General features: G+C 67.8%; 27 protein-coding genes. 21 read left to right on the top strand and 6 right to left on the bottom strand.

Annotation, left to right across the window (positions count from 1 at the left end):
• The first annotated feature begins 7 nt into the window (after window positions 1-7).
• The 16 genes from rplF to cutA all read left to right on the top strand — a co-directional run bounded on the left by rplF (window position 8) and on the right by cutA (window position 9,325).
• Window positions 8-541 (top strand): 50S ribosomal protein L6, encoded by a 534-nt coding sequence (gene rplF / locus HNQ70_RS09410; RefSeq protein WP_183966642.1) that lies wholly within the window; start codon window positions 8-10, stop codon window positions 539-541.
• A 32-nt stretch (window positions 542-573) separates the two neighbouring features.
• Window positions 574-930: a 50S ribosomal protein L18 gene (rplR, locus tag HNQ70_RS09405; protein WP_183966640.1), complete on the top strand. Its 357-nt coding sequence runs from the start codon at window positions 574-576 to the stop codon at window positions 928-930.
• 16 nt (window positions 931-946) lie between these two features.
• Window positions 947-1,465, top strand: a complete 519-nt coding sequence (gene rpsE, locus HNQ70_RS09400; RefSeq protein ID WP_183966638.1) for a 30S ribosomal protein S5 — start codon at window positions 947-949, stop codon at window positions 1,463-1,465.
• A gap of 53 nt (window positions 1,466-1,518) precedes the next feature.
• Entirely contained in the window at window positions 1,519-1,698 is a 180-nt protein-coding gene (rpmD, locus tag HNQ70_RS09395; protein WP_183966636.1) for a 50S ribosomal protein L30, read from the top strand.
• Window positions 1,699-1,712: 14 nt separating this feature from the next.
• On the top strand, window positions 1,713-2,144 hold the full coding sequence (gene rplO, locus HNQ70_RS09390; RefSeq protein ID WP_183966634.1) for a 50S ribosomal protein L15: 432 nt from the start codon (window positions 1,713-1,715) through the stop codon (window positions 2,142-2,144).
• A 51-nt stretch (window positions 2,145-2,195) separates the two neighbouring features.
• Window positions 2,196-3,524: a preprotein translocase subunit SecY gene (gene secY, locus HNQ70_RS09385; protein WP_183966632.1), complete on the top strand. Its 1,329-nt coding sequence runs from the start codon at window positions 2,196-2,198 to the stop codon at window positions 3,522-3,524.
• 84 nt (window positions 3,525-3,608) lie between these two features.
• Window positions 3,609-3,809, top strand: coding sequence for a translation initiation factor IF-1 (gene infA, locus HNQ70_RS09380; protein ID WP_343060721.1), 201 nt, complete (start codon window positions 3,609-3,611; stop codon window positions 3,807-3,809).
• Window positions 3,810-3,840: 31 nt separating this feature from the next.
• Window positions 3,841-3,954: a 50S ribosomal protein L36 gene (gene rpmJ, locus HNQ70_RS09375; RefSeq protein ID WP_183966627.1), complete on the top strand. Its 114-nt coding sequence runs from the start codon at window positions 3,841-3,843 to the stop codon at window positions 3,952-3,954.
• A gap of 13 nt (window positions 3,955-3,967) precedes the next feature.
• Window positions 3,968-4,333: a 30S ribosomal protein S13 gene (gene rpsM, locus HNQ70_RS09370; protein ID WP_183966625.1), complete on the top strand. Its 366-nt coding sequence runs from the start codon at window positions 3,968-3,970 to the stop codon at window positions 4,331-4,333.
• 17 nt (window positions 4,334-4,350) lie between these two features.
• Window positions 4,351-4,767: a 30S ribosomal protein S11 gene (gene rpsK, locus HNQ70_RS09365; RefSeq protein ID WP_183966623.1), complete on the top strand. Its 417-nt coding sequence runs from the start codon at window positions 4,351-4,353 to the stop codon at window positions 4,765-4,767.
• Between the two features lie 182 nt (window positions 4,768-4,949).
• Window positions 4,950-5,573 carry a 30S ribosomal protein S4 gene (rpsD, locus tag HNQ70_RS09360; RefSeq protein ID WP_183966621.1) on the top strand — a complete coding sequence of 208 codons (624 nt, stop codon included), beginning with the start codon at window positions 4,950-4,952 and terminating at the stop codon, window positions 5,571-5,573.
• Between the two features lie 16 nt (window positions 5,574-5,589).
• The gene (locus HNQ70_RS09355; RefSeq protein WP_183966614.1) at window positions 5,590-6,576 is read left to right on the top strand and encodes a DNA-directed RNA polymerase subunit alpha; all 987 of its coding nucleotides are present in this window, start codon (window positions 5,590-5,592) and stop codon (window positions 6,574-6,576) included.
• Window positions 6,577-6,613: 37 nt separating this feature from the next.
• Window positions 6,614-7,012 carry a 50S ribosomal protein L17 gene (rplQ, locus tag HNQ70_RS09350; RefSeq protein ID WP_183966612.1) on the top strand — a complete coding sequence of 133 codons (399 nt, stop codon included), beginning with the start codon at window positions 6,614-6,616 and terminating at the stop codon, window positions 7,010-7,012.
• A gap of 106 nt (window positions 7,013-7,118) precedes the next feature.
• On the top strand, window positions 7,119-8,060 hold the full coding sequence (locus HNQ70_RS09345; RefSeq protein ID WP_221302725.1) for an ATP-binding cassette domain-containing protein: 942 nt from the start codon (window positions 7,119-7,121) through the stop codon (window positions 8,058-8,060).
• Between the two features lie 33 nt (window positions 8,061-8,093).
• Window positions 8,094-8,876, top strand: coding sequence for an ABC transporter permease (locus tag HNQ70_RS09340; protein WP_183966610.1), 783 nt, complete (start codon window positions 8,094-8,096; stop codon window positions 8,874-8,876).
• A gap of 41 nt (window positions 8,877-8,917) precedes the next feature.
• Window positions 8,918-9,325: a divalent-cation tolerance protein CutA gene (cutA, locus tag HNQ70_RS09335; protein WP_183966608.1), complete on the top strand. Its 408-nt coding sequence runs from the start codon at window positions 8,918-8,920 to the stop codon at window positions 9,323-9,325.
• A gap of 139 nt (window positions 9,326-9,464) precedes the next feature.
• Here the strand turns inward: cutA and HNQ70_RS09330 are convergent, their stop codons facing one another.
• From HNQ70_RS09330 to yihA, 3 genes are read right to left on the bottom strand one after another with little or no spacing between them, the layout of a single operon-like run.
• Window positions 9,465-10,568 (bottom strand): magnesium transporter CorA family protein, encoded by a 1,104-nt coding sequence (locus HNQ70_RS09330; protein WP_183966606.1) that lies wholly within the window; start codon window positions 10,566-10,568, stop codon window positions 9,465-9,467.
• Window positions 10,569-10,589: 21 nt separating this feature from the next.
• Window positions 10,590-11,615, bottom strand: a complete 1,026-nt coding sequence (hemB, locus tag HNQ70_RS09325) for a porphobilinogen synthase (protein WP_183966604.1) — start codon at window positions 11,613-11,615, stop codon at window positions 10,590-10,592.
• On the bottom strand, window positions 11,602-12,282 hold the full coding sequence (gene yihA, locus HNQ70_RS09320) for a ribosome biogenesis GTP-binding protein YihA/YsxC (protein WP_183966602.1): 681 nt from the start codon (window positions 12,280-12,282) through the stop codon (window positions 11,602-11,604). The genes hemB and yihA overlap by 14 nt, the downstream gene beginning before the upstream one ends.
• Window positions 12,283-12,364: 82 nt before the next feature.
• Here yihA and HNQ70_RS09315 point away from each other — a divergent pair, with 82 nt between their 5' ends.
• From HNQ70_RS09315 to HNQ70_RS09305, 3 genes are all read left to right on the top strand, one after another.
• The gene (locus HNQ70_RS09315) at window positions 12,365-13,021 is read left to right on the top strand and encodes a c-type cytochrome (protein ID WP_183966600.1); all 657 of its coding nucleotides are present in this window, start codon (window positions 12,365-12,367) and stop codon (window positions 13,019-13,021) included.
• A gap of 106 nt (window positions 13,022-13,127) precedes the next feature.
• Window positions 13,128-14,099, top strand: coding sequence for a protein-methionine-sulfoxide reductase catalytic subunit MsrP (gene msrP / locus HNQ70_RS09310; RefSeq protein WP_425504348.1), 972 nt, complete (start codon window positions 13,128-13,130; stop codon window positions 14,097-14,099).
• A 10-nt stretch (window positions 14,100-14,109) separates the two neighbouring features.
• Window positions 14,110-14,730 carry a protein-methionine-sulfoxide reductase heme-binding subunit MsrQ gene (locus tag HNQ70_RS09305; RefSeq protein ID WP_246434852.1) on the top strand — a complete coding sequence of 207 codons (621 nt, stop codon included), beginning with the start codon at window positions 14,110-14,112 and terminating at the stop codon, window positions 14,728-14,730.
• On the opposite strand, the gene lysA is transcribed toward HNQ70_RS09305, so the two are convergent.
• The 3 genes from lysA to HNQ70_RS09290 form a co-directional block, all read right to left on the bottom strand.
• The gene (gene lysA, locus HNQ70_RS09300; protein WP_183966594.1) at window positions 14,700-15,959 is read right to left on the bottom strand and encodes a diaminopimelate decarboxylase; all 1,260 of its coding nucleotides are present in this window, start codon (window positions 15,957-15,959) and stop codon (window positions 14,700-14,702) included. The two genes, HNQ70_RS09305 and lysA, sit on opposite strands and share 31 nt — an antisense overlap.
• Before the next feature lie 70 nt (window positions 15,960-16,029).
• On the bottom strand, window positions 16,030-16,179 hold the full coding sequence (gene lptM, locus HNQ70_RS09295) for an LPS translocon maturation chaperone LptM (protein WP_183966592.1): 150 nt from the start codon (window positions 16,177-16,179) through the stop codon (window positions 16,030-16,032).
• 69 nt (window positions 16,180-16,248) lie between these two features.
• Window positions 16,249-18,603: a penicillin-binding protein 1A gene (locus HNQ70_RS09290; protein WP_343060709.1), complete on the bottom strand. Its 2,355-nt coding sequence runs from the start codon at window positions 18,601-18,603 to the stop codon at window positions 16,249-16,251.
• A gap of 377 nt (window positions 18,604-18,980) precedes the next feature.
• Here HNQ70_RS09290 and HNQ70_RS09285 point away from each other — a divergent pair, with 377 nt between their 5' ends.
• On the top strand, window positions 18,981-20,039 hold the full coding sequence (locus tag HNQ70_RS09285; RefSeq protein WP_183966588.1) for a pilus assembly protein PilM: 1,059 nt from the start codon (window positions 18,981-18,983) through the stop codon (window positions 20,037-20,039).
• Entirely contained in the window at window positions 20,036-20,728 is a 693-nt protein-coding gene (locus HNQ70_RS09280; protein ID WP_183966586.1) for a PilN domain-containing protein, read from the top strand. The genes HNQ70_RS09285 and HNQ70_RS09280 overlap by 4 nt, the downstream gene beginning before the upstream one ends.
• Window positions 20,729-20,732: the final 4 nt, after the last annotated feature.

Raw genomic sequence — 20,732 nt, 5'->3', positions numbered from 1 at the left:
GTCGAAGATGTCCCGAGTTGCACGCATGCCGGTGGAGTTGTCCGCCGGGATCGATGTACAGATTGCAGAAGGGTCGATCACGGTCAAGGGACCGCTGGCGACGCTGGTGCAGAAGCTGAATCCGCTGGTCCGCATCGAGCGCGACGGCAGTGCTCTGACTTTTGCCGCGGCCGACGAAAGTCGCGCAGCGGCCGCGTTGAGCGGCACCTTCCGGGCGCTGGTGGCCAACATGGTCCAGGGGGTGTCGAAGGGGTTCGAGCGCAAGCTGAACCTGGTTGGCACCGGCTACCGCGCGCAGGCGCAGGGCGCCAGCCTGAACCTGTCGCTCGGCTTCTCGCATCCGGTTGTTTATCAGTTGCCTGAGGGCGTCAAGGCCGAATGCCCGACGCAGACCGAGATCGTCATCAAGGGGGCCGACCGCCAGCGCGTCGGCCAGGTGGCTGCGGAAATTCGCAGTTACCGTCCGCCCGAGCCGTACAAGGGCAAGGGAGTGCGCTACTCCGACGAAGTGGTCGCGCTCAAGGAAGTCAAGAAGAAGTAAGCCGGCCGCTTACACGCACAGGACAACAGGCGATGGACAAGAAACAGGCTCGTTTGCGCCGTGCCCGACAGACGCGGCTGAAAATCCGCGAACTGCGGGTTGGTCGGCTGACGGTGTTCCGGACGAACACTCATATCTACGCGAACATCATCGACGCCACTGGCGGGAAGGTGCTCGTATCCGCCTCGACGGTGGAATCGGAACTTCGTACGCAGCTCGGTGGCAAGGGCAGCAATACCGAGGCCGCTGCAGCAGTCGGCAAGCGGATTGCCGAGAAGGCCCTGAAGGCGGGTCTCGACAGTGTGGCCTTCGATCGTGCCGGCTACCGGTATCACGGTCGTGTGAAGGCGCTGGCCGAGGCTGCGCGTGAAGCCGGCCTGAAGTTCTGACGGACAGGGAACGAACATGGCGAAAATCCAGGCAAGGGTCGGCGGCGAGGATCGCGACGACGGGTTGAAGGAAAAGATGATCGCGGTCAATCGCGTGACCAAGGTCGTCAAAGGTGGACGCATCCTCGGTTTCGCGGCGCTGACCGTGGTCGGCGATGGCGACGGGCGCATCGGCATGGGCAAGGGCAAGGCGCGTGAAGTGCCGGTCGCTGTCCAGAAGGCGATGGACGAAGCGCGGCGCAAGCTGTTCAAGGTGAGCCTGCGCTCGGGCACGGTCCAGCACACGGTGTACGGCCGTCATGGCGCCGCAAACGTCTTTCTGGCGCCTGCGCCGGAGGGCACCGGCATCATTGCGGGCGGCCCGATGCGGGCGATCTTCGAGGTGATGGGGGTGACCAACATCGTCGCGAAGAGCCACGGCTCGAGCAATCCGTACAACCTGGTCCGCGCAACGCTGAACGCGCTGGCGAACATGAACACCCCGTCCGAGATCGCTGCCAAGCGCGGCAAGACGGTCGAGGAACTCTTCGGCTGAGAGGCCGCGGATTCCGGCGCGACTCTGGTCGTGCCGGGCGTTCGGAGAAGGTGATGAGCAAGAAGACGCTGAAGGTTACGCTGGTCAGGAGTCCGATCGGGACGCGTGAGTCGCACCGCGCGACGGTCCTGGGTCTCGGTCTGAAGAAGATCAACCAGATCCGCGAGCTTGAGGATACGCCCGCGGTGCGCGGCATGATCAACAAGGTCTCGTACCTGGTGCGGGTCGAGTGATGTCGGAGATTGACATGCGATTGAACGGATTGAAGCCCGCCGAGGGCAGCAAGCACGCGCGCAAGCGCGTCGGTCGGGGTATCGGCTCCGGCCTGGGCAAGACGGCGGGTCGCGGTCACAAGGGTCAGAAGTCGCGTTCAGGCGGCTTCCACAAGGTCGGCTTCGAGGGCGGTCAGATGCCCCTGCAGCGTCGCCTGCCCAAGCGCGGATTCAAGTCGATGACGGCTGGCGATACGGTCGAGATCCGCCTGTCGGACCTCGAGCGCCTGGAAGTCCCGGAGATCGACCTGCTGGCGCTGAAGCAGGCCCGGATCGTGCCCCAGCTGGCGAAGGCCGCGAAAGTGATCCTGTCGGGCGAGTTGACCCGGAAGGTTTCGCTGAAGGGCGTGCTGGCCACGAAAGGCGCTAAGGCGGCGATCGAGGCAGCCGGTGGTTCGCTGGCCTGAGCGCGGCGCGCTCCAGGCTGACGGCAATCGATCGATACAGGCGATAGGCGAGTGGCAACCCAACCTGCAGCTCTGGCGAAGTCGGGAAAGTTCGGCGATCTGAAGCGTCGACTGTGGTTCCTGCTGCTCGCGCTGGTGGTGTACCGCATCGGCGCGCACATTCCGGTGCCCGGCATCGATCCCGACCAGCTCGCGCAGCTGTTCAAGGGGCAGCAGGGCGGCATCCTGGGCATGTTCAACATGTTCTCGGGAGGCGCCCTGTCGCGCTTCACGGTGTTCGCGCTGGGGATCATGCCGTACATTTCGGCGTCGATCATCATGCAGCTGCTCACGGTGGTGGTGCCGCAGCTGGAGGCGCTGAAGAAGGAAGGCGAGGCCGGGCGGCGCACGATCACCAAGTACACGCGCTGGTTCACGGTGGGTCTCGCGACCTTCCAGGCGGTCGGCATCGCGGTGGCGCTCGAATCGCAGCCTGGGCTGGTGCTCGACCCGGGCCTGCAGTTCCGCTTCACCGCTGCGGTTTCGCTGGTGACGGGGACGATGTTCCTGATGTGGCTCGGCGAGCAGATCACCGAGCGCGGGCTTGGCAACGGCATCTCGATCATCATCTTCGCGGGGATCGTCGCGGGGCTGCCCAGTGCGGTCGCCGGGATGGGCGAGCTGGTGCGAACCGGGTCGATGAGCGCCTTCGTAGCGCTGCTGATCGTGGTGCTGGTGTTCGCGGTGACCGCTGCGGTGGTGTTCGTCGAGCGTGGTCAGCGCAAGATCACGGTCAACTACGCCAAGCGGCAGGTGGGCAACCGCGTGTACGGCGGCCAGACCTCGCACCTGCCGCTCAAGCTGAACATGGCCGGGGTGATTCCGCCGATCTTCGCGTCGTCGATCATCCTGTTTCCGGCGACGCTGGCGCAGTGGTTCACTTCGGGCGACAGCGGGAACGTTGCGGTGCGCTGGATGAAGGACGTCGCGGCGACGCTGTCGCCGGGGCAGCCGGTGTACATCCTGCTGTACGCAGCGGCGATCGTGTTCTTCTGCTTCTTCTACACAGCCCTGGTGTTCAATAGCCGGGACACTGCGGACAACCTGAAGAAGAGCGGGGGTTTCGTTCCCGGGATCCGTCCGGGGGAGCAGACGGCGCGTTACATCGACCGGATCCTGATGCGCCTGACGCTGGTGGGGGCGATCTACATCACGCTGGTCTGCCTGCTGCCGGAACTGCTGGTGCTCAAGTGGAACGTGCCGTTCTACTTCGGTGGCACATCGTTGCTGATCATCGTCGTAGTGACGATGGATTTCATGTCGCAGGTCCAGGCCTACGTGATGTCGCATCAGTACGAGAGCCTGCTGAAGAAGAGCAACGCGAAGGGCTTGGGCGCTTGAGCCCGCACAGGCATGGCAAGACGATCAAGACCGGTTGCTAGGAAGAAGGATTCTGGCTCTGGGTACACGAGCAAGGAAGACGTCATTCCGATGCAGGGGGAGGTCATCGAGAACCTCCCGAACGCGACCTTTCGCGTGAAGCTGGAAAACGGGCACGTGGTGCTCGGACATATTTCCGGGAAGATGCGGATGCACTACATCCGGATCCTCCCGGGGGACAAGGTTACGGTGGAACTCACGCCTTACGATCTGTCGCGGGCGCGCATCGTATTCAGGGCGAAATAGGCCCGCGACAATTTCTCGCTCGAGGTGAAGCATGAAAGTCATGGCATCTGTGAAGAAGATCTGCCGCAACTGCAAAGTGATCAAGCGCCACGGTGTGGTTCGCGTGATCTGCACTGATCCGCGCCACAAGCAGCGCCAGGGTTGATAGAGGAACGAGCATGGCACGTATTGCGGGTATCAACGTCCCGGACCGTCAACACACCGAGATCGGTCTGACGGCAATTTATGGCATCGGGCGCACTCGTGCGCGCGAAATCTGCGAGGCTGCGGGCATTCCCTTCGACAAGAAGGTGAAGGACCTGAACGACGCCGAGATGGAGCGCATCCGCGACCAGATCTCGCGCTTCACCATCGAGGGCGATCTTCGCCGCGAGGTGTCGATGTCGATCAAGCGCCTGATGGACCTGGGCTGCTACCGCGGCCTGCGTCACCGTCGGGGCCTGCCGGTTCGCGGCCAGCGCACGCGTACGAATGCACGTACCCGCAAGGGTCCGCGCAAAGCCGGCGTGCAACTGAAGAAGTAAACGGAGGCTTCTGAGACATGGCAACCAAAGGGCAATCGGCAGCAGCCGCCGCCGCCGCATCGCGGGCACGCAAGAAGTCGCGGAAGAGCGTTTCCGACGGCATCGCGCACGTCCACGCGTCGTTCAACAACACGATCATCACGATCACGGACCGCCAGGGCAATGCCCTGTCGTGGGCCTCGTCGGGTGGCGCTGGCTTCAAGGGCTCGCGCAAGTCCACGCCGTTCGCGGCGCAGGTGGCTGCCGAGACCGCGGGCCGTGCGGCCCAGGAGTGCGGGATCAAGAACCTCGAGGTTCAGATCCGCGGCCCCGGCCCCGGCCGCGAGTCTTCGGTTCGTGCGCTGAACGCGCTCGGCATCAAGATCATGCAGATCCAGGACGTGACGCCGGTGCCGCACAACGGCTGCCGTCCGCCGAAGAAGCGCCGGATCTGACGCAAGCAGGAGGCTGCCGCCCGGCAGCCTGCGTGGCTGCTGCTTTCGCAGCGCCGCGCGAACCCCGGGCAGCCAAGCCCACCGTCTGTCGACCGCGGCATCATGCGCGGGTCCCGGTACTGGAGACAGACTAACCGCGGGAGCGTCGTCCGGCGCTCCTGCGTATTCATTAAGGAAACAACGTGGCACGTTACATCGGACCGAAAGCCAAACTGTCCCGCCGTGAAGGCACGGACCTCTCCCTGAAGAGCGCCCGCCGCTCGCTGGACAGCAAGTGCAAGCTTGACAGCAAGCCGGGCCAGCACGGCCGCACCTCTGGCGCGCGCACCTCCGACTACGGCCTGCAGCTTCGCGAGAAGCAGAAGGTCAAGCGGATGTACGGCGTGCTCGAGCGCCAGTTTCGCCGCTACTTCGCCGAGGCCGCACGCCGTCGCGGCAACACGGGCGAGAAGCTGCTGCAGTTGCTCGAGTGCCGCCTGGACAACGTGGTCTACCGCATGGGCTTCGGCTCGACGCGCGCCGAGGCCCGCCAGCTGGTCAGTCACAAGGCGATCCTGGTCAACGGTCAGTGCGTGAACATTCCTTCGGCGATGGTTCGTCCGAACGACGTCATCGCGGTGCGCGAGAAGTCGAAGAAGCAGGCCCGCATCCAGGACTCGCTGAACCTTGCCGAGCAGGGCGGCCTGCCTGCATGGGTGTCGGTCGACAAGAACAAGTCCGAGGGCGTGTTCAAGGCCATTCCGGATCGCAGCGACCTCTCCGCAGAAATCAACGAGAGCCTGATCGTCGAGTTGTACTCGCGTTAATCGAAGGGATCCCTCTATGCAGACTGCCATGCTGAAGCCGCGGATCGTCGACGTCGAGCAAGTCGGCCCGTCGCACGCCCGCGTCGTCATGGAACCGTTCGAGCGCGGCTACGGGCACACGCTGGGCAACGCCCTGCGCCGGGTGCTGCTCTCGTCGATGGTGGGCTATGCGCCGACCGAGGTGCAGATCACGGGTGTGGTGCACGAGTATTCGACCATCGACGGCGTCCGCGAGGATGTGGTCGACCTGCTGCTGAACCTCAAGGGCGTCGTGTTCAAGCTGCACAACCGCGACGAGGTGTTCCTGACGCTGCGCAAGGACGGCGCAGGTCCGGTCACCGCCGCCGACATCGACGTGCCGCACGACGTCGAGGTCATCAACCCGGAGCACGTGATTGCCACGCTGACCCAGGGCGGCAGCCTCGAGATGCAGATCAAGGTCGAGCGCGGTCGCGGGTACGTGCCGGGCAATGTGCGCAGCCTCAACGAAGCGACCAAGTCGATTGGCCGCATCGTTCTGGACGCGTCGTTCTCGCCGGTCCGCCGCGTGAGCTACCTGGTCGAGAATGCGCGGGTCGAACAGCGCACCGACCTCGACCGCCTGATCATCGACGTCGAGACCGACGGCGTGATCGCGCCCGAGGAGGCGGTCCGCCAGTCGGCCCGCATCCTGGTCGAGCAACTTTCGGTTTTCGCGGCGCTGGAAGGCGGCGCGGAGCCGGTGGCCGAGGCGGGCGGCGCAAGCCGTGCACCGCTGGTCGATCCCATCCTGATGCGCCCGGTCGACGACCTGGAACTGACGGTGCGTTCGGCCAACTGCCTCAAGGCCGAGAACATTTTCTACATCGGCGACCTGATCCAGCGCACCGAGAACGAGCTCCTCAAGACGCCCAATCTCGGTCGCAAGTCGCTGAACGAAATCAAGGAAGTGCTGGCGTCGCGCGGGCTGACGCTGGGAATGAAGCTCGAGAACTGGCCCCCGGCCGGCCTCGAGCGCCCCTGAGCGTCACTCATAGATACACGGACACGAGGACAGGAACATGCGTCATCGTCACGGACTTCGCAAACTGAACCGGACAAGCGCTCATCGCGAAGCGATGCTGCGCAACATGTGCAACGCGCTGCTGCGCCACGAGGTGATCAAGACCACGCTGCCCAAGGCCAAGGAGCTGCGGCGGGTGGTCGAGCCGATCATCACCCTGGGCAAGAAGCCGTCGCTGGCCAACCGTCGACTCGCCTTCGACCGCCTGCGCGATCGCGAGATGGTGGTCAAGGTCTTCGATCAGCTCGGCCCGCGCTTCGCGAGCCGCAACGGCGGCTACCTGCGGATCCTGAAGTTCGGCTTCCGCGTCGGCGACAATGCGCCGATGGCGCTGATCGAGCTGATGGACCGGCCCGAGGCGGGTGAAGCCGCCGAGGGCGGCCAGGCAGCCGGCTGACGGATTTCCCCGCGGGCGACCGCGGGGGCATCGGTCTTTTCCGGGCGTCCCCGTCGCGCAAGCGCGGCGCGGGCGCCCGAATCGTTTCGGCCTCATCGGATCGGGAATGCGCGCAGGGCAGATGCAGGGTGCGCCGGATGCGGTGCTGTCGGTGCGCGAGCTGGTCAGGCGCTTCGGCGGATTCACTGCGGTCGATCATCTGGGCTTCACGGTGCGCAGGGGCGAATGCTTCGGGCTGCTGGGACCCAACGGCGCTGGCAAGAGCACAACGCTGAAGCTGCTGCTCGGCCTGCTTGCGCCCGATGGCGGCGAGATCGAGCTGGTGGGGCTGCCGGTGCCGCAGCGGGCGCTGGAGGCCCGGCGGCGGGTGGGGGTGGTCCCGCAGGCGGATTCGCTGGATCCCGATTTCACCGTCGTCGAGAATCTTCGGGTCTACGGGCGCTACTTCGGGCTGGGCGGCAGGGAGCTCGAGGAGCGCCTGCCGGGACTCCTCGAGTTCGCCGGGCTTGCCCAGCGCGGCGCTTCGACGATCGCTTCGCTGTCGGGCGGGATGAAACGCCGGCTGTCGATTGCGCGCGCGCTGGTCAACGATCCGGAGGTGCTGTTTCTCGACGAGCCCACCACGGGGCTCGATCCCCAGGCGCGCCACCTGGTCTGGGATCGTCTCAAGCGACTGCTCGCGCAGGGCAAGACCATCGTGCTGACGACGCACTTCATGGAAGAGGCCGAGCGGCTCTGCGATCGCCTGATCGTGGTCGACCACGGCCGGCTGGTGGCCGAAGGCAGCCCGCAAGAGCTGATCCGCAGCGAGATCGAACCCCATGTGGTCGAAGTGACCGGGGACGGCGCCGCTGCCTGGGCCGGCCGGGCGCGCAGCGGGAGTGCGGCGGCGCGGGTCGAGCTGGTCGGCGAGACCGCGTTCGCCTACTGCGCCGACGCCGGGCCGGTGGTGGAGGATGCCGAGAGCGCGGGGCTGCGCTGCGTCCAGCGCCGCGCGAACCTCGAGGACGTCTTCCTCAAGCTCACCGGCCGCGAGCTCAGGGACTGAGCCTGTGATCGCATGCCGCATCGAAAGTCAGCGATGAACCCGGCCCGATCGGCCCTGTCCGGCTGGCTGCGCTTCGTGCCGGTGTACCGCCGCAATCTGCTGGTCTGGCGCAAGCTTGCCGTGGCCAGCGTGCTGGGCAACGTCGCCGAGCCGCTGATCACGCTGGTCGCGTTCGGCTACGGGCTTGGCAGCCTGCTGCCCCGGGTCGACGGCGTCGACTACATCGTGTTCCTGGCGGCGGGCTCGGTATGCATGAGCACGGCGATGGCCGCCAGCTTCGAATCGCTCTACTCGGCCTTCTCGCGAATGCACGTGCAGCGCACCTGGGAGTCCATCTTGAACGCGCCGCTGCGCCTGGAGGACGTTCTCGCCGCGGAGTGGTTGTGGGCGGCGAGCAAGGCGGTCTTCTCGGGCGTGGCGATCATTGCGGTGGTGTTCGCGCTCGGGATCTCGCGCGAGCCGCTGCTGCTGGCCGTTATCCCGGTGGTGGCGCTGACCGGGCTCGCCTTCTCCGCGATCGGGCTGTGCTTCAACGCGCTTGCGCGCGGCTACGATTTCTTCACCTACTACTTCACCCTCGCGATGACGCCGATGGTGTTCCTGTCCGGCGTCTACTACCCGGTGGATCGCCTGCCCGAATGGCTGTCCCCGCTGGCGTCGGTGCTGCCGCTGGCGGCGGCGGTGGAGCTTGCGCGTCCGCTGGTGCTCGGGCGCCTGCCGGAGGCGCCGCTGTGGCCGATCGCGCTGCTCGTGGCCTACGCGCTGATCGGTTTTCGGGTGGCGGTGGCGCTCACGCGTCGCCGCTTCGTCGCCTGAGCGCGCGCGGCGGTCCCGGGCAGGCTCGAAACGGAGGAATCATGTCAGACCAGCCCGATCCGGAACGCAAGGCCCCGCTGCCGGTCCCCGAGCCGGTGCGCATCCCGCCCCCGAATTCGATGCTGGTGGTGTTCACCACGCTTCCGGACGAGGAAACCGCCAACGAGATTGCCGATGTTCTGGTCGGCGAGCACCTGGCGGCCTGCGTCACCGTGATGGCCCCGTGCCGCTCGGTGTATCGCTGGAGGGGCGAGGTGGAGGAGGCAGGGGAGGTTCCGCTGCTGATCAAGACGGCAGCCGACCGCTATCCGGCGCTGCAGGCGCGGCTCAAGGAACTCCATCCCTACGATGTGCCGGAGATCCTCGCCTGGCGACCTGACGCGGGCTGGCCCGGCTACGCCGACTGGGTGATCGCCGAGACGCGCGCGCCCAGGCGGTGGCCGCGCTGACCGGGGCACTGACTGAGCGGGCACTGACACCTGGGCACTGACACCTGGGCACTGACACCTGGGCACTGACACCTGGGCACTGACCGGGGTGTCCCGCCTCCCCGTGCGGCCTGCGGGACAGCAAGGGCCTGCAGATCCCTCAGGGCGCTCCGCCGTCGCTCGGCCGCGCAGGCCTGCTGCGGCGTTGCGCGCTGGGTGCGCTCAGGTATCGACGCGCGCGGAACCAGGAGACCAGCAGCAGCGCGATCGCGGCCATCGCGCCGATGGCAATCCAGAAGCCGGCGCGCGCGTGCAGCCCCGGGATGAACTCGAAGTTCATTCCGAAGATGCCGGTGATCAGCGTGAGCGGCATGAAGATCGCCGTGATCGTGGTCAGGGTCCGCATGATCTCGTTGGTCCGGTGCGTGGTCGACGAGAAGTGCAGCTGGATTGCCGACTCGAGCGAATCCTGCAGCCTGCGGGCGTGGGCGTGCACCCGATGGATGTGGCTGACGACGTCGTTCGCGCGGACCTGGAGGGCGTCCGACAGCGCGCCCGGCCCGGTCGCCGCGCCCGCATCGCCATCCTGGTGCTCGAGTTCGAGGCGATCGTCCAGCCATTCCTGGAGCGCGTCGAGCTGCTCCTCGCAGAGCTGCTCCAGCTTGCGCAGTTCGCCGCGTGCCTCCAGCAGCTGGTACCAGTCGCGGAAGGGCCGGCGGGGATCGAGCAGCCTGCGCTGCCAGCGCTCCAGCTGGGCAGTCAGCGGGTGGCGGAGTTCCAGGTAGCGGTCGACCATGTTGTTCAGCAGCCGCAGCATCAGCGCCTCGGGACTGTCAGGCAGGCGCTGGCGCCCCGGGGCGGCGTTGAGCAGCCGCTCGCGCAGCGCTGGGACGGTGCGGCTGTCCGGGGCGCGCACGGTCACCAGGCAGCCCGGCAGCAGGAAGAACACGGTGGGCCGGGTCCGCACCCTGGTAGGCCCCTCGTCCTCCGGCCGGTCCTCGCCCGGCGAGCGCAGCGCCAGCCCGCGGAACACGATCAGCTCGTAGTTCTGGGTGGAATCGAAATACGAAGGATGGGCCGGGTTCTCGGCGTCCAGCAGATGGTCCTCGAACACGAAGGTGCCGGTGAGCCGATGGACGTCGGCGACCCAGGCTCGTGCCTCCTCGTAGCGGCAGTCGATCCACAGCAGCTCGCCTGGCGCGAGGCTGTCGGGCGCCGCGTCCAGCGGCCGGGCGAGGCCCGCGCGGATCGACAGGAACTGCATCGGGGTTCTCCGGGCTGCCGCTCAGCCCCGCGCCTCGCGCAGCCAGCGCGCGGCGTCCAGGGAGAAGTAGGTGAGGATGCCGTCCGCCCCGGCGCGGCGCATCGCGAGCAGCGACTCGAGCACCACCGCGCGCTCGTCCAGCCAGCCGTTCTGTGCGGCGGCCTTGAGCATCGCGTACTCGCCGCTGACCTGGTAGACGTAGGTGGGCACGCGGAAGGTGTCCTTCACCCTGCGCAGCACGTCCAGATAGGGCATGCCGGGCTTGACCATCACCATGTCCGCGCCTTCCTGAAGGTCGAGCGCCACCTCGCGCAGCGCCTCGTCCGAGTTGGCGGGATCCATCTGGTAGGTCTTCTTGTCGCCCTTGCCCAGGTTGCCCGCGGATCCGACCGCATCGCGGAAGGGTCCGTAGTAGGCGGAGGCGAACTTCGCGCTGTAGGCCATGATCCGCGTGTGGATGTGGCCGTCGGCTTCGAGCGCCGCGCGGATCGCTGCGATGCGCCCGTCCATCATGTCGGAGGGCGCCACGATGTCGACGCCGGCCTCGGCCTGCACGAGCGCCTGGCGAACCAGGATGGGCACCGTGCTGTCGTTGATCACGTAGCCGGAGTCGTCGATGACGCCGTCCTGGCCGTGGCTGGTGTAGGGATCGAGCGCCACGTCGCAGAGCAGTCCGAGTTCTGGGAAGCGCTGCTTGAGCGCACGCACGGTGCGGGGCACCAGGCCCTCGGGGTCGGTCGCAGCGATGCCGTCTGGCGTCTTGAGGGACGGGTCGATCACCGGGAACAGCGCGAGCACGGGCACCCCGAGCTCCAGGCATTGCTCGGCGACGCCGAACAGCTGGTCGGGGCTCAGCCGCTCGACACCGGGCATCGACGGCACCGGCTGGCGCTGGCCGCTGCCCTCCGTCACGAACACCGGGTAGATGAGGTTGTCCGGCGACAGGCTGTTCTCGCGCATCATCCTGCGGGAGAAATCCTGGCGGCGCATCCGGCGCATGCGGATCGCGGGGAAGCGGGCGGCGGAGCCGGGATCAGCTGGGTTCATCGGTGGGACCCTCCGGGGGTTGCGGTTGCGGTTGCGTGGATGCGGTCTCGGCGGCAGCGGCCTCGAACCACTGCTCGATGATGGCGCGGGCTTCATCGACGCCCTTGCGGTTCTCTGCGGAGAACAGCACGACCGCTGCGTCCGGGCGGGCGTGCTGCTCGGCGAGCTCGGCGAGCACGGCGCGCCGGGCTGCGGTCTGCTGCGCGGTGCCGAACTTGTCGCACTTGGTCAGCAGCACCAGCAGCGGCAGGCGCGACGGCAGCCAGCCGAGCATCCGCCGGTCGAGATCGGTGAACAGACGGCGGATGTCGATCATCAGCACCGCGGCGCGCAGCGGGGGGCGGTCGCGCAGGTAGTTGCCCGCCAGCACGTCCCAGGCCCTGCGAACCTCGCCAGGCGCCTGCGCGTAGCCGTAGCCGGGCATGTCGACCAGGAAGCCCTCGGGCGGGTCGGTCTCGCGGCCTATGGCGTAGTAATTCAGCGCCTGGGTGCGGCCGGGCGTGCTGCTCGAGAACGCGAGCCTTCGGCGCCTGCATAATGCGTTGATCGCAGAGGACTTGCCGGCGTTCGAGCGGCCGATGAAGGCCACCTCGGGCAGGCCCTCGCGTGGCAGCTGCCGGAGGTGGGCGACGGTGGTATGGAATCGGGCTGAAGGCAGGGCTGGCATTTCGCGCACGCCGCGTTGGTCGCGACGGCTCGCTATTGTAGAATCGGGAGTTTACGTGACCCATACAGGCTGTGAGAGCGCGATGAAGGCAACAGTGCAATTCGGTTCGGGTTCGGTGCGCGCAGCGGCGCTTGCCCTGGTGTTGGCAGCGTCGGGCGTGCAGGCGCAATCCGGCCCGGCGAAGGTCGATCTCGCCAAGGGCGAAGCGATCTCTTCGCAGGTCTGCGTTGCGTGCCACGCTGCGGACGGCAACAGCCCCACGCCGGCCAATCCAAAGCTCGCCGGCCAGCACGCCGACTATCTCTACAAGCAGCTGATGGACTTCAAGGTCAAGCAGGGCGCCAAGGAGGCAGCCCGCGCCAACGCCATCATGGCCGGCTTCGCGGCTGGCCTGTCCGACGAGGACATGCGCAACGTGTCTGCCTACCTTTCGAAGCAGGCACTGAAGCCTGCGGCGGCTGCGAACAAGGACATCGTCGAGCTCGGCCAGAAAATCTACCGCGGCGGCATCGCGGCCAAGAACGTGCCGGCGTGCGCGGGCTGCCACAGCCCCAACGGGGCGGGAATCCCGTCGCAATATCCGCGCCTGGCGGGCCAGTACGCCGAGTACACCGACGCGCAGCTGGTCGCCTTCCGCCAGGGGCTGCGCAAGAACAGCACCCAGATGACCGACATCGCCGCGCGCATGTCCGACGTCGAGATCAAGGCGGTCTCCGAGTACATCGCCGGCCTGCGTTGAGCACCATGGGCGCCCGCCCGTGGCGCCCTGGAGCGCGGGCCGCGGCGCGCGACGCAGCCCGGTAAGATCGGCGCGCGGGCGCCGACACACGGGCATTCTTCGGGGAATGTCACGCATGCTGCTGCGCAACCGTCGCGATTCCGACCCCCTCCCTTCCGAGATCACGCCTCGTGCCGTCTACGCGGGCAGGCGCCGTCTGCTGGGCCTCGCCGCCGCCGGGCTGGCCCTGTCGCCGCAGGCGCGGCTCTGGGCGGCGCAGCGCGAAGGCGCCGCTGCGCGGCTCGAGACTCGGCCAGGGCCGCACTCCACGCTCGAAAAGCCCACCTCGTACCGCGACGTCACCGGCTACAACAATTTCTACGAGTTCGGCACCGACAAGGAAGACCCCGCCCGTCGCGCCGGCGCGCTGAAGACCCGCCCCTGGACGGTTTCCGTCGAAGGCGAGGTCCGGCGCCCGAAGGTCTTTGGCATCGAGGAACTGCTGGCGCTCGCGCCGATCGAGGAGCGCGTCTACCGGATGCGCTGTGTCGAAGGGTGGTCGATGGTCATTCCCTGGGCGGGGTTTCCGCTGGCCGAGCTCGTGCGTCGGGTGGAGCCCACCGGCAATGCGAAGTACGTCGAGTTCGTCACGCTGGCCGACCGTGCGCAGATGCCCGGCCTGCGCTCCGACGTCCTTGACTGGCCCTATGTCGAGGGCCTGCGGATGGACGAAGCCGTCCATCCTCTGACGCTGCTGACGCTCGGGCTCTACGGCGAGCTGCTGCCGAAGCAGAACGGTGCGCCGGTGCGCATCGTCGTGCCCTGGAAGTACGGCTTCAAGAGCGGCAAGTCCATCGTCAGGATCCGTTTCGTGGAGAAGCAGCCACTGACAAGCTGGAACCGGGCAGGGCCGCAGGAGTACGGCTTCTACTCGAACGTCAACCCCGAGGTGAGCCACCCGCGCTGGTCCCAGGCGACCGAGCGGCGGATCGGCGAGGACGGGTTCCTGCAGCGCAAGCGGCCCACTCTGATGTTCAACGGCTACGCCGACCAGGTCGCCCCGCTGTATGCCGGAATGGACCTCCGCCGCTTCTTCTGAGCTGCGGCGGATGCGCCCCGGGCCGTCGCCGGCCCTGCGCGTGCTCGTCTTCGCGGCCTGCCTGCTGCCCCTGGCGCGGCTCTTCGTGCTCGGCTGGAGCGATGCGCTGGGCGCGAATCCCGTCGAGTTCGTCTCGCGCTCCACCGGTACCTGGACCCTGGTGATGCTGTGCCTGACCCTGTCGGTGACGCCGCTGCGCCGGCTCAGCGGCTGGAATGCCGTGATCAGGCTGCGCCGGATGCTCGGGCTGTTCGCCTTCTTCTACGGCTGCCTGCACCTGCTGTGCTATGTCTGGTTCGATCAGTGGTTCGACGGCATGGCCATCCTCGTCGATCTGCTCGAGCGGCCGTTCATTGCCGCGGGCTTTGCCGGCTGGCTGCTGATGCTGCCGCTGGCGCTCACCTCGAATGCGGCGATGATCCGCAGGCTGGGGCGCCACTGGGCCGAGCTGCACCGCGCGGTGTACGCGGTGGCGGCGCTGGGCGTGCTGCACTTCTGGTGGCACAAGGCCGGCAAGAACGATCTCGCCGAGCCGATGATCTATGCGGCGGTGGTGGGGGTGCTGCTGGGCTGGCGCCTCTGGCGGCGCCAGCGCGCGGCTCAGTCGGGCAGCCGCCGCTCGAGCGCGTAGAGCGACTCGACGGTTTCCCGCTCGCGGATCAGGTGCGCCTGGCCGCGATCCACCATCACCTCGGCGGCGCGCGGCCGCGTGTTGTAGTTGGAGCTCATCGCCATTCCGTAGGCCCCCGCCGAGAGCACCGCGAGCAGGTCGCCCTCCTCGAGCGCAAGCGCGCGGTCCCGGCCGAGCCAGTCGCCAGATTCGCAGACCGGGCCGACCACGTCCCAGCGCAGCGCCGTTCCGGGGCGGTCGACGACCGGAACGATCCGGTGGAAGGCCTCGTAGAGCGCGGGGCGCATCAGGTCGTTCATCGCTGCATCGACCACCGCGAAGTTGCGCGCGTCGTTCGACTTCAGGTACTCGACGCGGGTAAGCAGCAGTCCCGCGTTGCCGACGATCGACCGGCCGAACTCGAACATCACCTCCAGGCCGCGGACCGCCGGACTGGCGTCGATGCGCGCGAACACCGCGTCGAGGAGTGCCTGTCGCGACGGCGGGCGTTCGCCGTCATAGTCGATGCCCAGCCCGCCGCCGAGGTCGAGGTGGCGCAGTGCGATCCCCTGCGCGGCCAGCTGCCCGGCCAGGTCGATGATCCGGTCGAGCGCCGCGACAAAGGGTGCGAGCTCGGTGATCTGCGAGCCGATGTGGCAGTCGATCCCGGTGACCTCGATGCCGGGTAGCGTCGCGGCCTCCCGGTAGACGGCAATGGCAGCGTCATGGGCGATGCCGAACTTGTTCTCGCGCAGGCCGGTGGAGATGTAGGGATGCGTGCCCGCGTCGACGTCCGGGTTGACGCGCAGCGACACCGGCGCCCGCCGGCCGCAGGCGGTGGCGATGGCGGACAGCCGTCGCAATTCGCTGGTCGACTCCACGTTGAAACAGCGAACGCCGGCTTCGAGCGCGAAGCGGATCTCGTTGGCGCTCTTGCCGACGCCGGAGAACACCACCCTGGACGCGTCCGCGCCGGCGGCCAGCGCACGGCGGAGTTCGCCGCCGGAGACGATGTCGAAGCCGGCTCCGGCGCGCGCCAGCAGGTCGATGATCGCCAGGTTGGAGTTCGCCTTCATCGCATAGCAGACCAGCACCTCGCGTCCGGCTGCCGCGCGGGAGAACTCGCCAAAGGCCTGCTCGATGGCGGCGCGGGAGTAGACGTACACCGGGGTTCCGAAGCGTTCGGCGATCTCGGTGAGGGCGACGCCTTCGGCGTGCAGCCGGCCGTTGCGTGTTTCAAGCCAGTCCATGGGTACGGAGTCCGGAGAAGGAGGGTGCGTGCGTCGCGCCCGCCGGGCGCGGCGAGCGGGAACGGCTGGGTCAGCGTGCGGGGAGTTGCTGGGGCGTCACGCCGGCGGCTGCCGGGCGGGGCTTGGACGGGTCCGGCAGGTACAGCGGCCCGCGCTGTCCGCAGCCCGCCGCAAGCGAGAGGACGGCTGCGAGCGCGCCGAGGGCAATGATGGATTTCATCGTTCGAGTCTATCGCATGAGGCACTGCGCTGCAGGCCCCGGACGGGCGTCCGGAGACCCGCGCGGGGCTCAGATGCCTGGGTCGTGCGGCATGGCGGGCGTTGGCCGCAGCCACGACGGCAGGTAGGTCGCATCCGGGCCGCTTCCCGGGTCCGGCTCGGGCTCGGGCACCCCGATCGACCTGGTGCCCTGGCCCGGCGTGGTCTCGGAGTAGTACCACTCGCCATTGATGTTGGCGACCCCTGGCGGCGGAGACAGGCCCTGTTCGGGAACCGTGCCCAGCGCATGAGCCATGTAGGACATCCAGATCGGCAGCGCCAGCCCCCCGCCGGTCTCGCGGTCACCGAGCTTGCGCGGCTGGTCGAAGCCGACCCAGGTCACCGCGGCGATCTCGGGCTGGTAGCCCGCGAACCAGGCGTCGTGCGAATCGTTGGTGGTGCCGGTCTTGCCGGCGATGTCGGAGCGCTTCAGCGCGCGCGCCCTGGTGGCAGTGCCAGTGCGGACCACGTCGCGCAGCATGGTGCTCATGATGAACGCATTGCGTTCGTCGATGGTGCGCAGCGCGGGATCGCCGGCCCGGCCAGGCTGCGCAAGCGCGAGCAGCCGCCCCTGCGAATCAGTGATCCGCGCGACGATGTAGGGCGACACCCGGTAGCCGCCGTTGGCGAAGACCGAGTACCCGCCGACCATCTGCCACGGGGTCACCGAGCCAGCGCCCAGCGCCATCGTCAGGTAGGCGGGGTGGCGGGAGCGATCGAAGCCGAAGCGGGTGACGTAGTCCTGCGCATAGCGCGGCCCGATCGAATCCAGGATCCTCACCGAGACGAGGTTCTTTGACTTCACCAGGCCCCGGCGCATCGTCATCGGCCCTTCGAAGCGGCCATCGTAGTTCTTGGGCTCCCAGGCCTGGCCGCCGGTCCGCGAGGCGTCGAGCGTGAAGGGGGCGTCGTTGACCAGCGTGCTGGTCATCACGCTCTTCTCGAGGGCGGCGGAATAGACGAAGGGCTTGAAGGCCGAGCCGGGCTGGCGCCACGCCTGGGTGACCCGGTTGAACTTGTTCCGGTTGAAGTCGAAGCCGCCGACCAGCGCACGGATCGAGCCGTCGGCGGTATTGGCGGCCACCAGCGCGGCCTGCACCTCGGGAAGCTGCGTGATCTGCCATCCGCCGTTGCCGGCGTCGACGATGCGCACCAGCGACCCTCTGCGCAGGCGGCGTTCCGCCGGCAACCGGTCGCCGAGCGCGGCTGCGGCGAACTTCAGGCCGGCATCGCGGATCTCGATGACATGGCCGTCGCCGCGGCTGACCTTGACCGACTTCGGTCCGGCCGCGAGGACCACCGCGCCGAGAAAATCGTCGACGTCGCGCGCGCGCTCGACCGCGTCCTCGATCCGCTCCTCCGCATCGGCCGCGTCTGCGGGCAGTTCCACGAAGCCCTCGGGGCCGCGATAGCCATACCGGCGGTCGTAGTCGAGCACGCCCGCCCGGACCGCGGCGTTCGCTGCGCGCTGGTCGGCAGACAGCACGGTCGTGTAGACGTTGAGGCCGGCGGTGTAGATGTCCTCGCTGAACATTTCGTAGGCGAGCTGGCGAGCCAGCTCTGCCACGTAGGGCGCGCTCAGCTTCGGGTTGTTCGACGGTGCGGAGAAGCGGAGCTTCTCGGCAAGCGCCTGCTCGTAGGCGGCCTGCGTGAGGAAGCCTGCCTCGAGCATCCGGCCAAGGATGTAGCGCTGCCGCTCGGTGGCGCGCTTTGGATTGACCAGCGGGTTGTAGAGCGACGGCGCCTTGGGCAGCCCGGCGAGCATCGCCGCCTCCGCGGCCGACAGCGAGGACAGCGGCTTGCCGAAGTAGACCTGCGACGCGGACGCGAAGCCGTAGGCCCGCTTGCCGAGGAAGATCTGGTTCAGGTAGAGCTCGAGGATCTCGTCCTTGCCCAGGCTTTCCTCGATGCGCAGCGCCAGCAGGATCTCGTAGATCTTGCGGGTGTAGGTCTTCTCGCTCGAGAGGAAGAAGTTGCGCGCCACCTGCATCGTGATCGTGCTCGCGCCCTGGTCGCGTCCGCCCGAGAACACGTTGCTCAGCGCGGCGCGCGCGATGCCGACCGGATCGACGCCGCCGTGCTCGAAGAAGCGCGCGTCCTCGGCCGCGAGGATGGCGTTCTTCATGACCGGCGGGACGTCCTGGATGCGCACGAAGCTGCGGCGTTCCTCGCCGAATTCGCCGATCAGCACGCCGTCGGCGGTGTAGACCCGCAACGGGATCTTGGGACGGTAGTCGGTGACCGCCTCCAGCGAAGGCAGGCGGTCGTTGGCGAGCAGCGCGGCCAGCGACAGGCCGAGCAGGCCGGCCAGCGTGGCGAGGGCGGGAACCGCCACCAATGCCACCAGCAGGTACCACCAGGCGAAGCCGCGGGAACCGCGCGCCACCGGCGCGCAGGCAGCCCTGCCGGAGGCGAAGCGATCCGGGGGGCGGTCGGGCTTTGGGGGTATGGAGTGCATCTTGGAGGAGGGGCCGTCCGCGCCCCGAGGCGCCCGGACGTCGGGCTGCGATTATAAGCCGCCCCCCGATCCGGCGCTGCGAGGTGCGCAATTGCCTCGAAAAACGTGAATTCCTGCCGGATGGTCGGGAACGTACGACGGAAGGACGTTGCCCCCGGGTGCCCTGGGTGTCGAAAGACTTTACAGTACTCGAACGGGATCGGAAGTGCCTGGAGAGCTTCTGAATGGCTCCAGGAAGTGTCTGATTCGAAACGGTTTTTACGAAGTCTTTGGGGGTCTGCGTGGCGCTCGCACTGAACAGTTTCATGCGCAAGGCATCGCCGGCGTTACTCGGGATCGACATCAGTCCCTCGAGCGTCAAGGTGGTCGAGCTCGAGCCCGGGCAGAAGGCCGCGATGCGCCTGCGCCGGTATGCGATCGAGCCGATCGCCCGGGGCGCGATCGTCGATGGCAACGTCGAGCAGCCCGAGCAGATCGCCGAATCCCTGGCGCGGGCCCTGCGCCGGATGGGGACCCGGACGCGCGACGCGGCGCTCGCGCTGCCGACCAGCGCGGTGATCACCAAGCGGATCACCCTGCCCGCGGGCCTGGGCGAGGAAGACTACGAGATCCAGGTGGAGAGCGAGGCCAGCCAGTACATCCCCTTCGCGATCGAGGAGGTCAACCTGGACTTCCAGATCCTGGGGCCGACTGCCGGCTCCGAGGACGATGTCGACGTGCTGCTGGCGGCGTCGCGTAAGGAGAAGGTCGAGGACCGGGTCGCGGTCGCCGAGATGTGCGGCCTCAAGCCGGTGGTGATGGACGTGGATTCCTACGCGGCCCGCAAGGTGCTGGACCAGATCGCCAGGGGACTGCCCAACGGCGGCCAGGGCGAGGTGCTCGCCCTGTTCGACATCGGCAGCCTGGTGACCACGGTGACCATGGTGCTCAACGGGCAGACGGTGTTCGAGCGCGAACAGGCCTTCGGCGGCATGCAACTCACCCAGGACCTGGTGCGGCTGTACGGCCTGATGCCCGAGGAGGCCGAGGCGCGCAAGAAGAGCGGCGACCTGCCGGAGAACTACGCGCTGGACGCGCTCCAGCCCTTCATCGAGCACGGCGTTGCTGAAATCTCGCGCGCGCTGCAGTTCTTCTTCACCTCGACCCCCTACACCCGCGTCGACCGGATCTGCCTGGCCGGCGGCGCCTGCGTGGTCCCGGGGCTGGCCGAGGCGATCGCCGAGCGCACCGGCGTAGCCACCGCGATCCTCAACCCCTTCGGCGGGATGGAGGTCGACTCGACGGTCCGGGACAAGCAGCTTCGCCAGGAGGCGCCGGCGCTGCTGACGGCCTGCGGCCTGGCAATGCGGAGGTTCGACGCATGACGATCCGGATCAACCTGCTCCCGCACCGGGAGCTGCGCCGGGAGCGGCGCAAGAAGGACTTCATCGCGATCCTGGTGGCTACCGTGGTCGCCGGGGCCGGGATCGCCGCGCTGGTGGCGCTGGGAATCGGCGGTAGCATCGATGCGCAGCAGGCGCGCAACGACTTCATCAAGCGCGAGAACGCCAAGCTCGACGAGCAGGTCAAGGAGATCGCGAGGCTGCGCGAGGACATCGACTCGCTCAAGGCGCGCCAGCTGGCGGTGGAGAACCTCCAGCGCGATCGCACGCTGCCCGTCCACGTGATGGACGAGCTGGTCAGGCGCACGCCTGACGGCATGTTCTTCCGGCAGCTGCGGCAGGCCGACCGGAAAGTGACGCTGACCGGGCTGGCGCAGTCCAACGAGCGGGTCTCGAACCTGCTGCGCAGCCTGGCCAACGAGACACCGTGGCTCGAGCGGCCCGAGCTCGTGGAGATCAAGGCGATCACGCTGGGCAAGCCGGATCCCCGCGACAAGGACGCCCAGGGGCGCCGGGTCTTCGAGTTCTCGCTGAACGCGACGATCAAGGCGGTGGACAAGGCCGGCGAGGCCGATGGCGCCGCGCGGCAGGCGGGAGACAAGGGCGCCCCGGCTCCGGCGAAGCCCGCCCGGCCGGTCGCTCAGGCGTCGGCGGTTCTGGCTTCCAGGTGAGCAT

The sequence above is a fragment of the Quisquiliibacterium transsilvanicum genome, assembly GCF_014202215.1.
Classification (GTDB): domain Bacteria; phylum Pseudomonadota; class Gammaproteobacteria; order Burkholderiales; family Burkholderiaceae_E; genus Quisquiliibacterium; species Quisquiliibacterium transsilvanicum.
Note: the sequence above shows the minus strand (reverse complement) of the source record. Positions and strands in the feature narration are given on the sequence as shown.

Bases quoted from the DNA above. Each gene is read 5' to 3' on its own strand.
- rplF (WP_183966642.1), top strand. From the start codon at position 8: ATGTCCCGAGTTGCACGCATGCCGGTGGAGTTGTCCGCCGGGATCGAT.
- rplR (WP_183966640.1), top strand. From the start codon at position 574: ATGGACAAGAAACAGGCTCGTTTGCGCCGTGCCCGACAGACGCGGCTG.
- rpsE (WP_183966638.1), top strand. From the start codon at position 947: ATGGCGAAAATCCAGGCAAGGGTCGGCGGCGAGGATCGCGACGACGGG.
- rpmD (WP_183966636.1), top strand. From the start codon at position 1,519: ATGAGCAAGAAGACGCTGAAGGTTACGCTGGTCAGGAGTCCGATCGGG.
- rplO (WP_183966634.1), top strand. From the start codon at position 1,713: ATGCGATTGAACGGATTGAAGCCCGCCGAGGGCAGCAAGCACGCGCGC.
- rpmJ (WP_183966627.1), top strand. From the start codon at position 3,841: ATGAAAGTCATGGCATCTGTGAAGAAGATCTGCCGCAACTGCAAAGTG.
- rpsM (WP_183966625.1), top strand. From the start codon at position 3,968: ATGGCACGTATTGCGGGTATCAACGTCCCGGACCGTCAACACACCGAG.
- rpsK (WP_183966623.1), top strand. From the start codon at position 4,351: ATGGCAACCAAAGGGCAATCGGCAGCAGCCGCCGCCGCCGCATCGCGG.
- HNQ70_RS09355 (WP_183966614.1), top strand. From the start codon at position 5,590: ATGCAGACTGCCATGCTGAAGCCGCGGATCGTCGACGTCGAGCAAGTC.
- rplQ (WP_183966612.1), top strand. From the start codon at position 6,614: ATGCGTCATCGTCACGGACTTCGCAAACTGAACCGGACAAGCGCTCAT.
- HNQ70_RS09345 (WP_221302725.1), top strand. From the start codon at position 7,119: ATGCGCGCAGGGCAGATGCAGGGTGCGCCGGATGCGGTGCTGTCGGTG.
- HNQ70_RS09340 (WP_183966610.1), top strand. From the start codon at position 8,094: ATGAACCCGGCCCGATCGGCCCTGTCCGGCTGGCTGCGCTTCGTGCCG.
- cutA (WP_183966608.1), top strand. From the start codon at position 8,918: ATGTCAGACCAGCCCGATCCGGAACGCAAGGCCCCGCTGCCGGTCCCC.
- HNQ70_RS09330 (WP_183966606.1), bottom strand. From the start codon at position 10,568: ATGCAGTTCCTGTCGATCCGCGCGGGCCTCGCCCGGCCGCTGGACGCG.
- hemB (WP_183966604.1), bottom strand. From the start codon at position 11,615: ATGAACCCAGCTGATCCCGGCTCCGCCGCCCGCTTCCCCGCGATCCGC.
- yihA (WP_183966602.1), bottom strand. From the start codon at position 12,282: ATGCCAGCCCTGCCTTCAGCCCGATTCCATACCACCGTCGCCCACCTC.
- HNQ70_RS09315 (WP_183966600.1), top strand. From the start codon at position 12,365: ATGAAGGCAACAGTGCAATTCGGTTCGGGTTCGGTGCGCGCAGCGGCG.
- msrP (WP_425504348.1), top strand. From the start codon at position 13,128: ATGTCACGCATGCTGCTGCGCAACCGTCGCGATTCCGACCCCCTCCCT.
- HNQ70_RS09305 (WP_246434852.1), top strand. From the start codon at position 14,110: ATGCGCCCCGGGCCGTCGCCGGCCCTGCGCGTGCTCGTCTTCGCGGCC.
- lysA (WP_183966594.1), bottom strand. From the start codon at position 15,959: ATGGACTGGCTTGAAACACGCAACGGCCGGCTGCACGCCGAAGGCGTC.
- lptM (WP_183966592.1), bottom strand. From the start codon at position 16,179: ATGAAATCCATCATTGCCCTCGGCGCGCTCGCAGCCGTCCTCTCGCTT.
- HNQ70_RS09285 (WP_183966588.1), top strand. From the start codon at position 18,981: ATGCGCAAGGCATCGCCGGCGTTACTCGGGATCGACATCAGTCCCTCG.
- HNQ70_RS09280 (WP_183966586.1), top strand. From the start codon at position 20,036: ATGACGATCCGGATCAACCTGCTCCCGCACCGGGAGCTGCGCCGGGAG.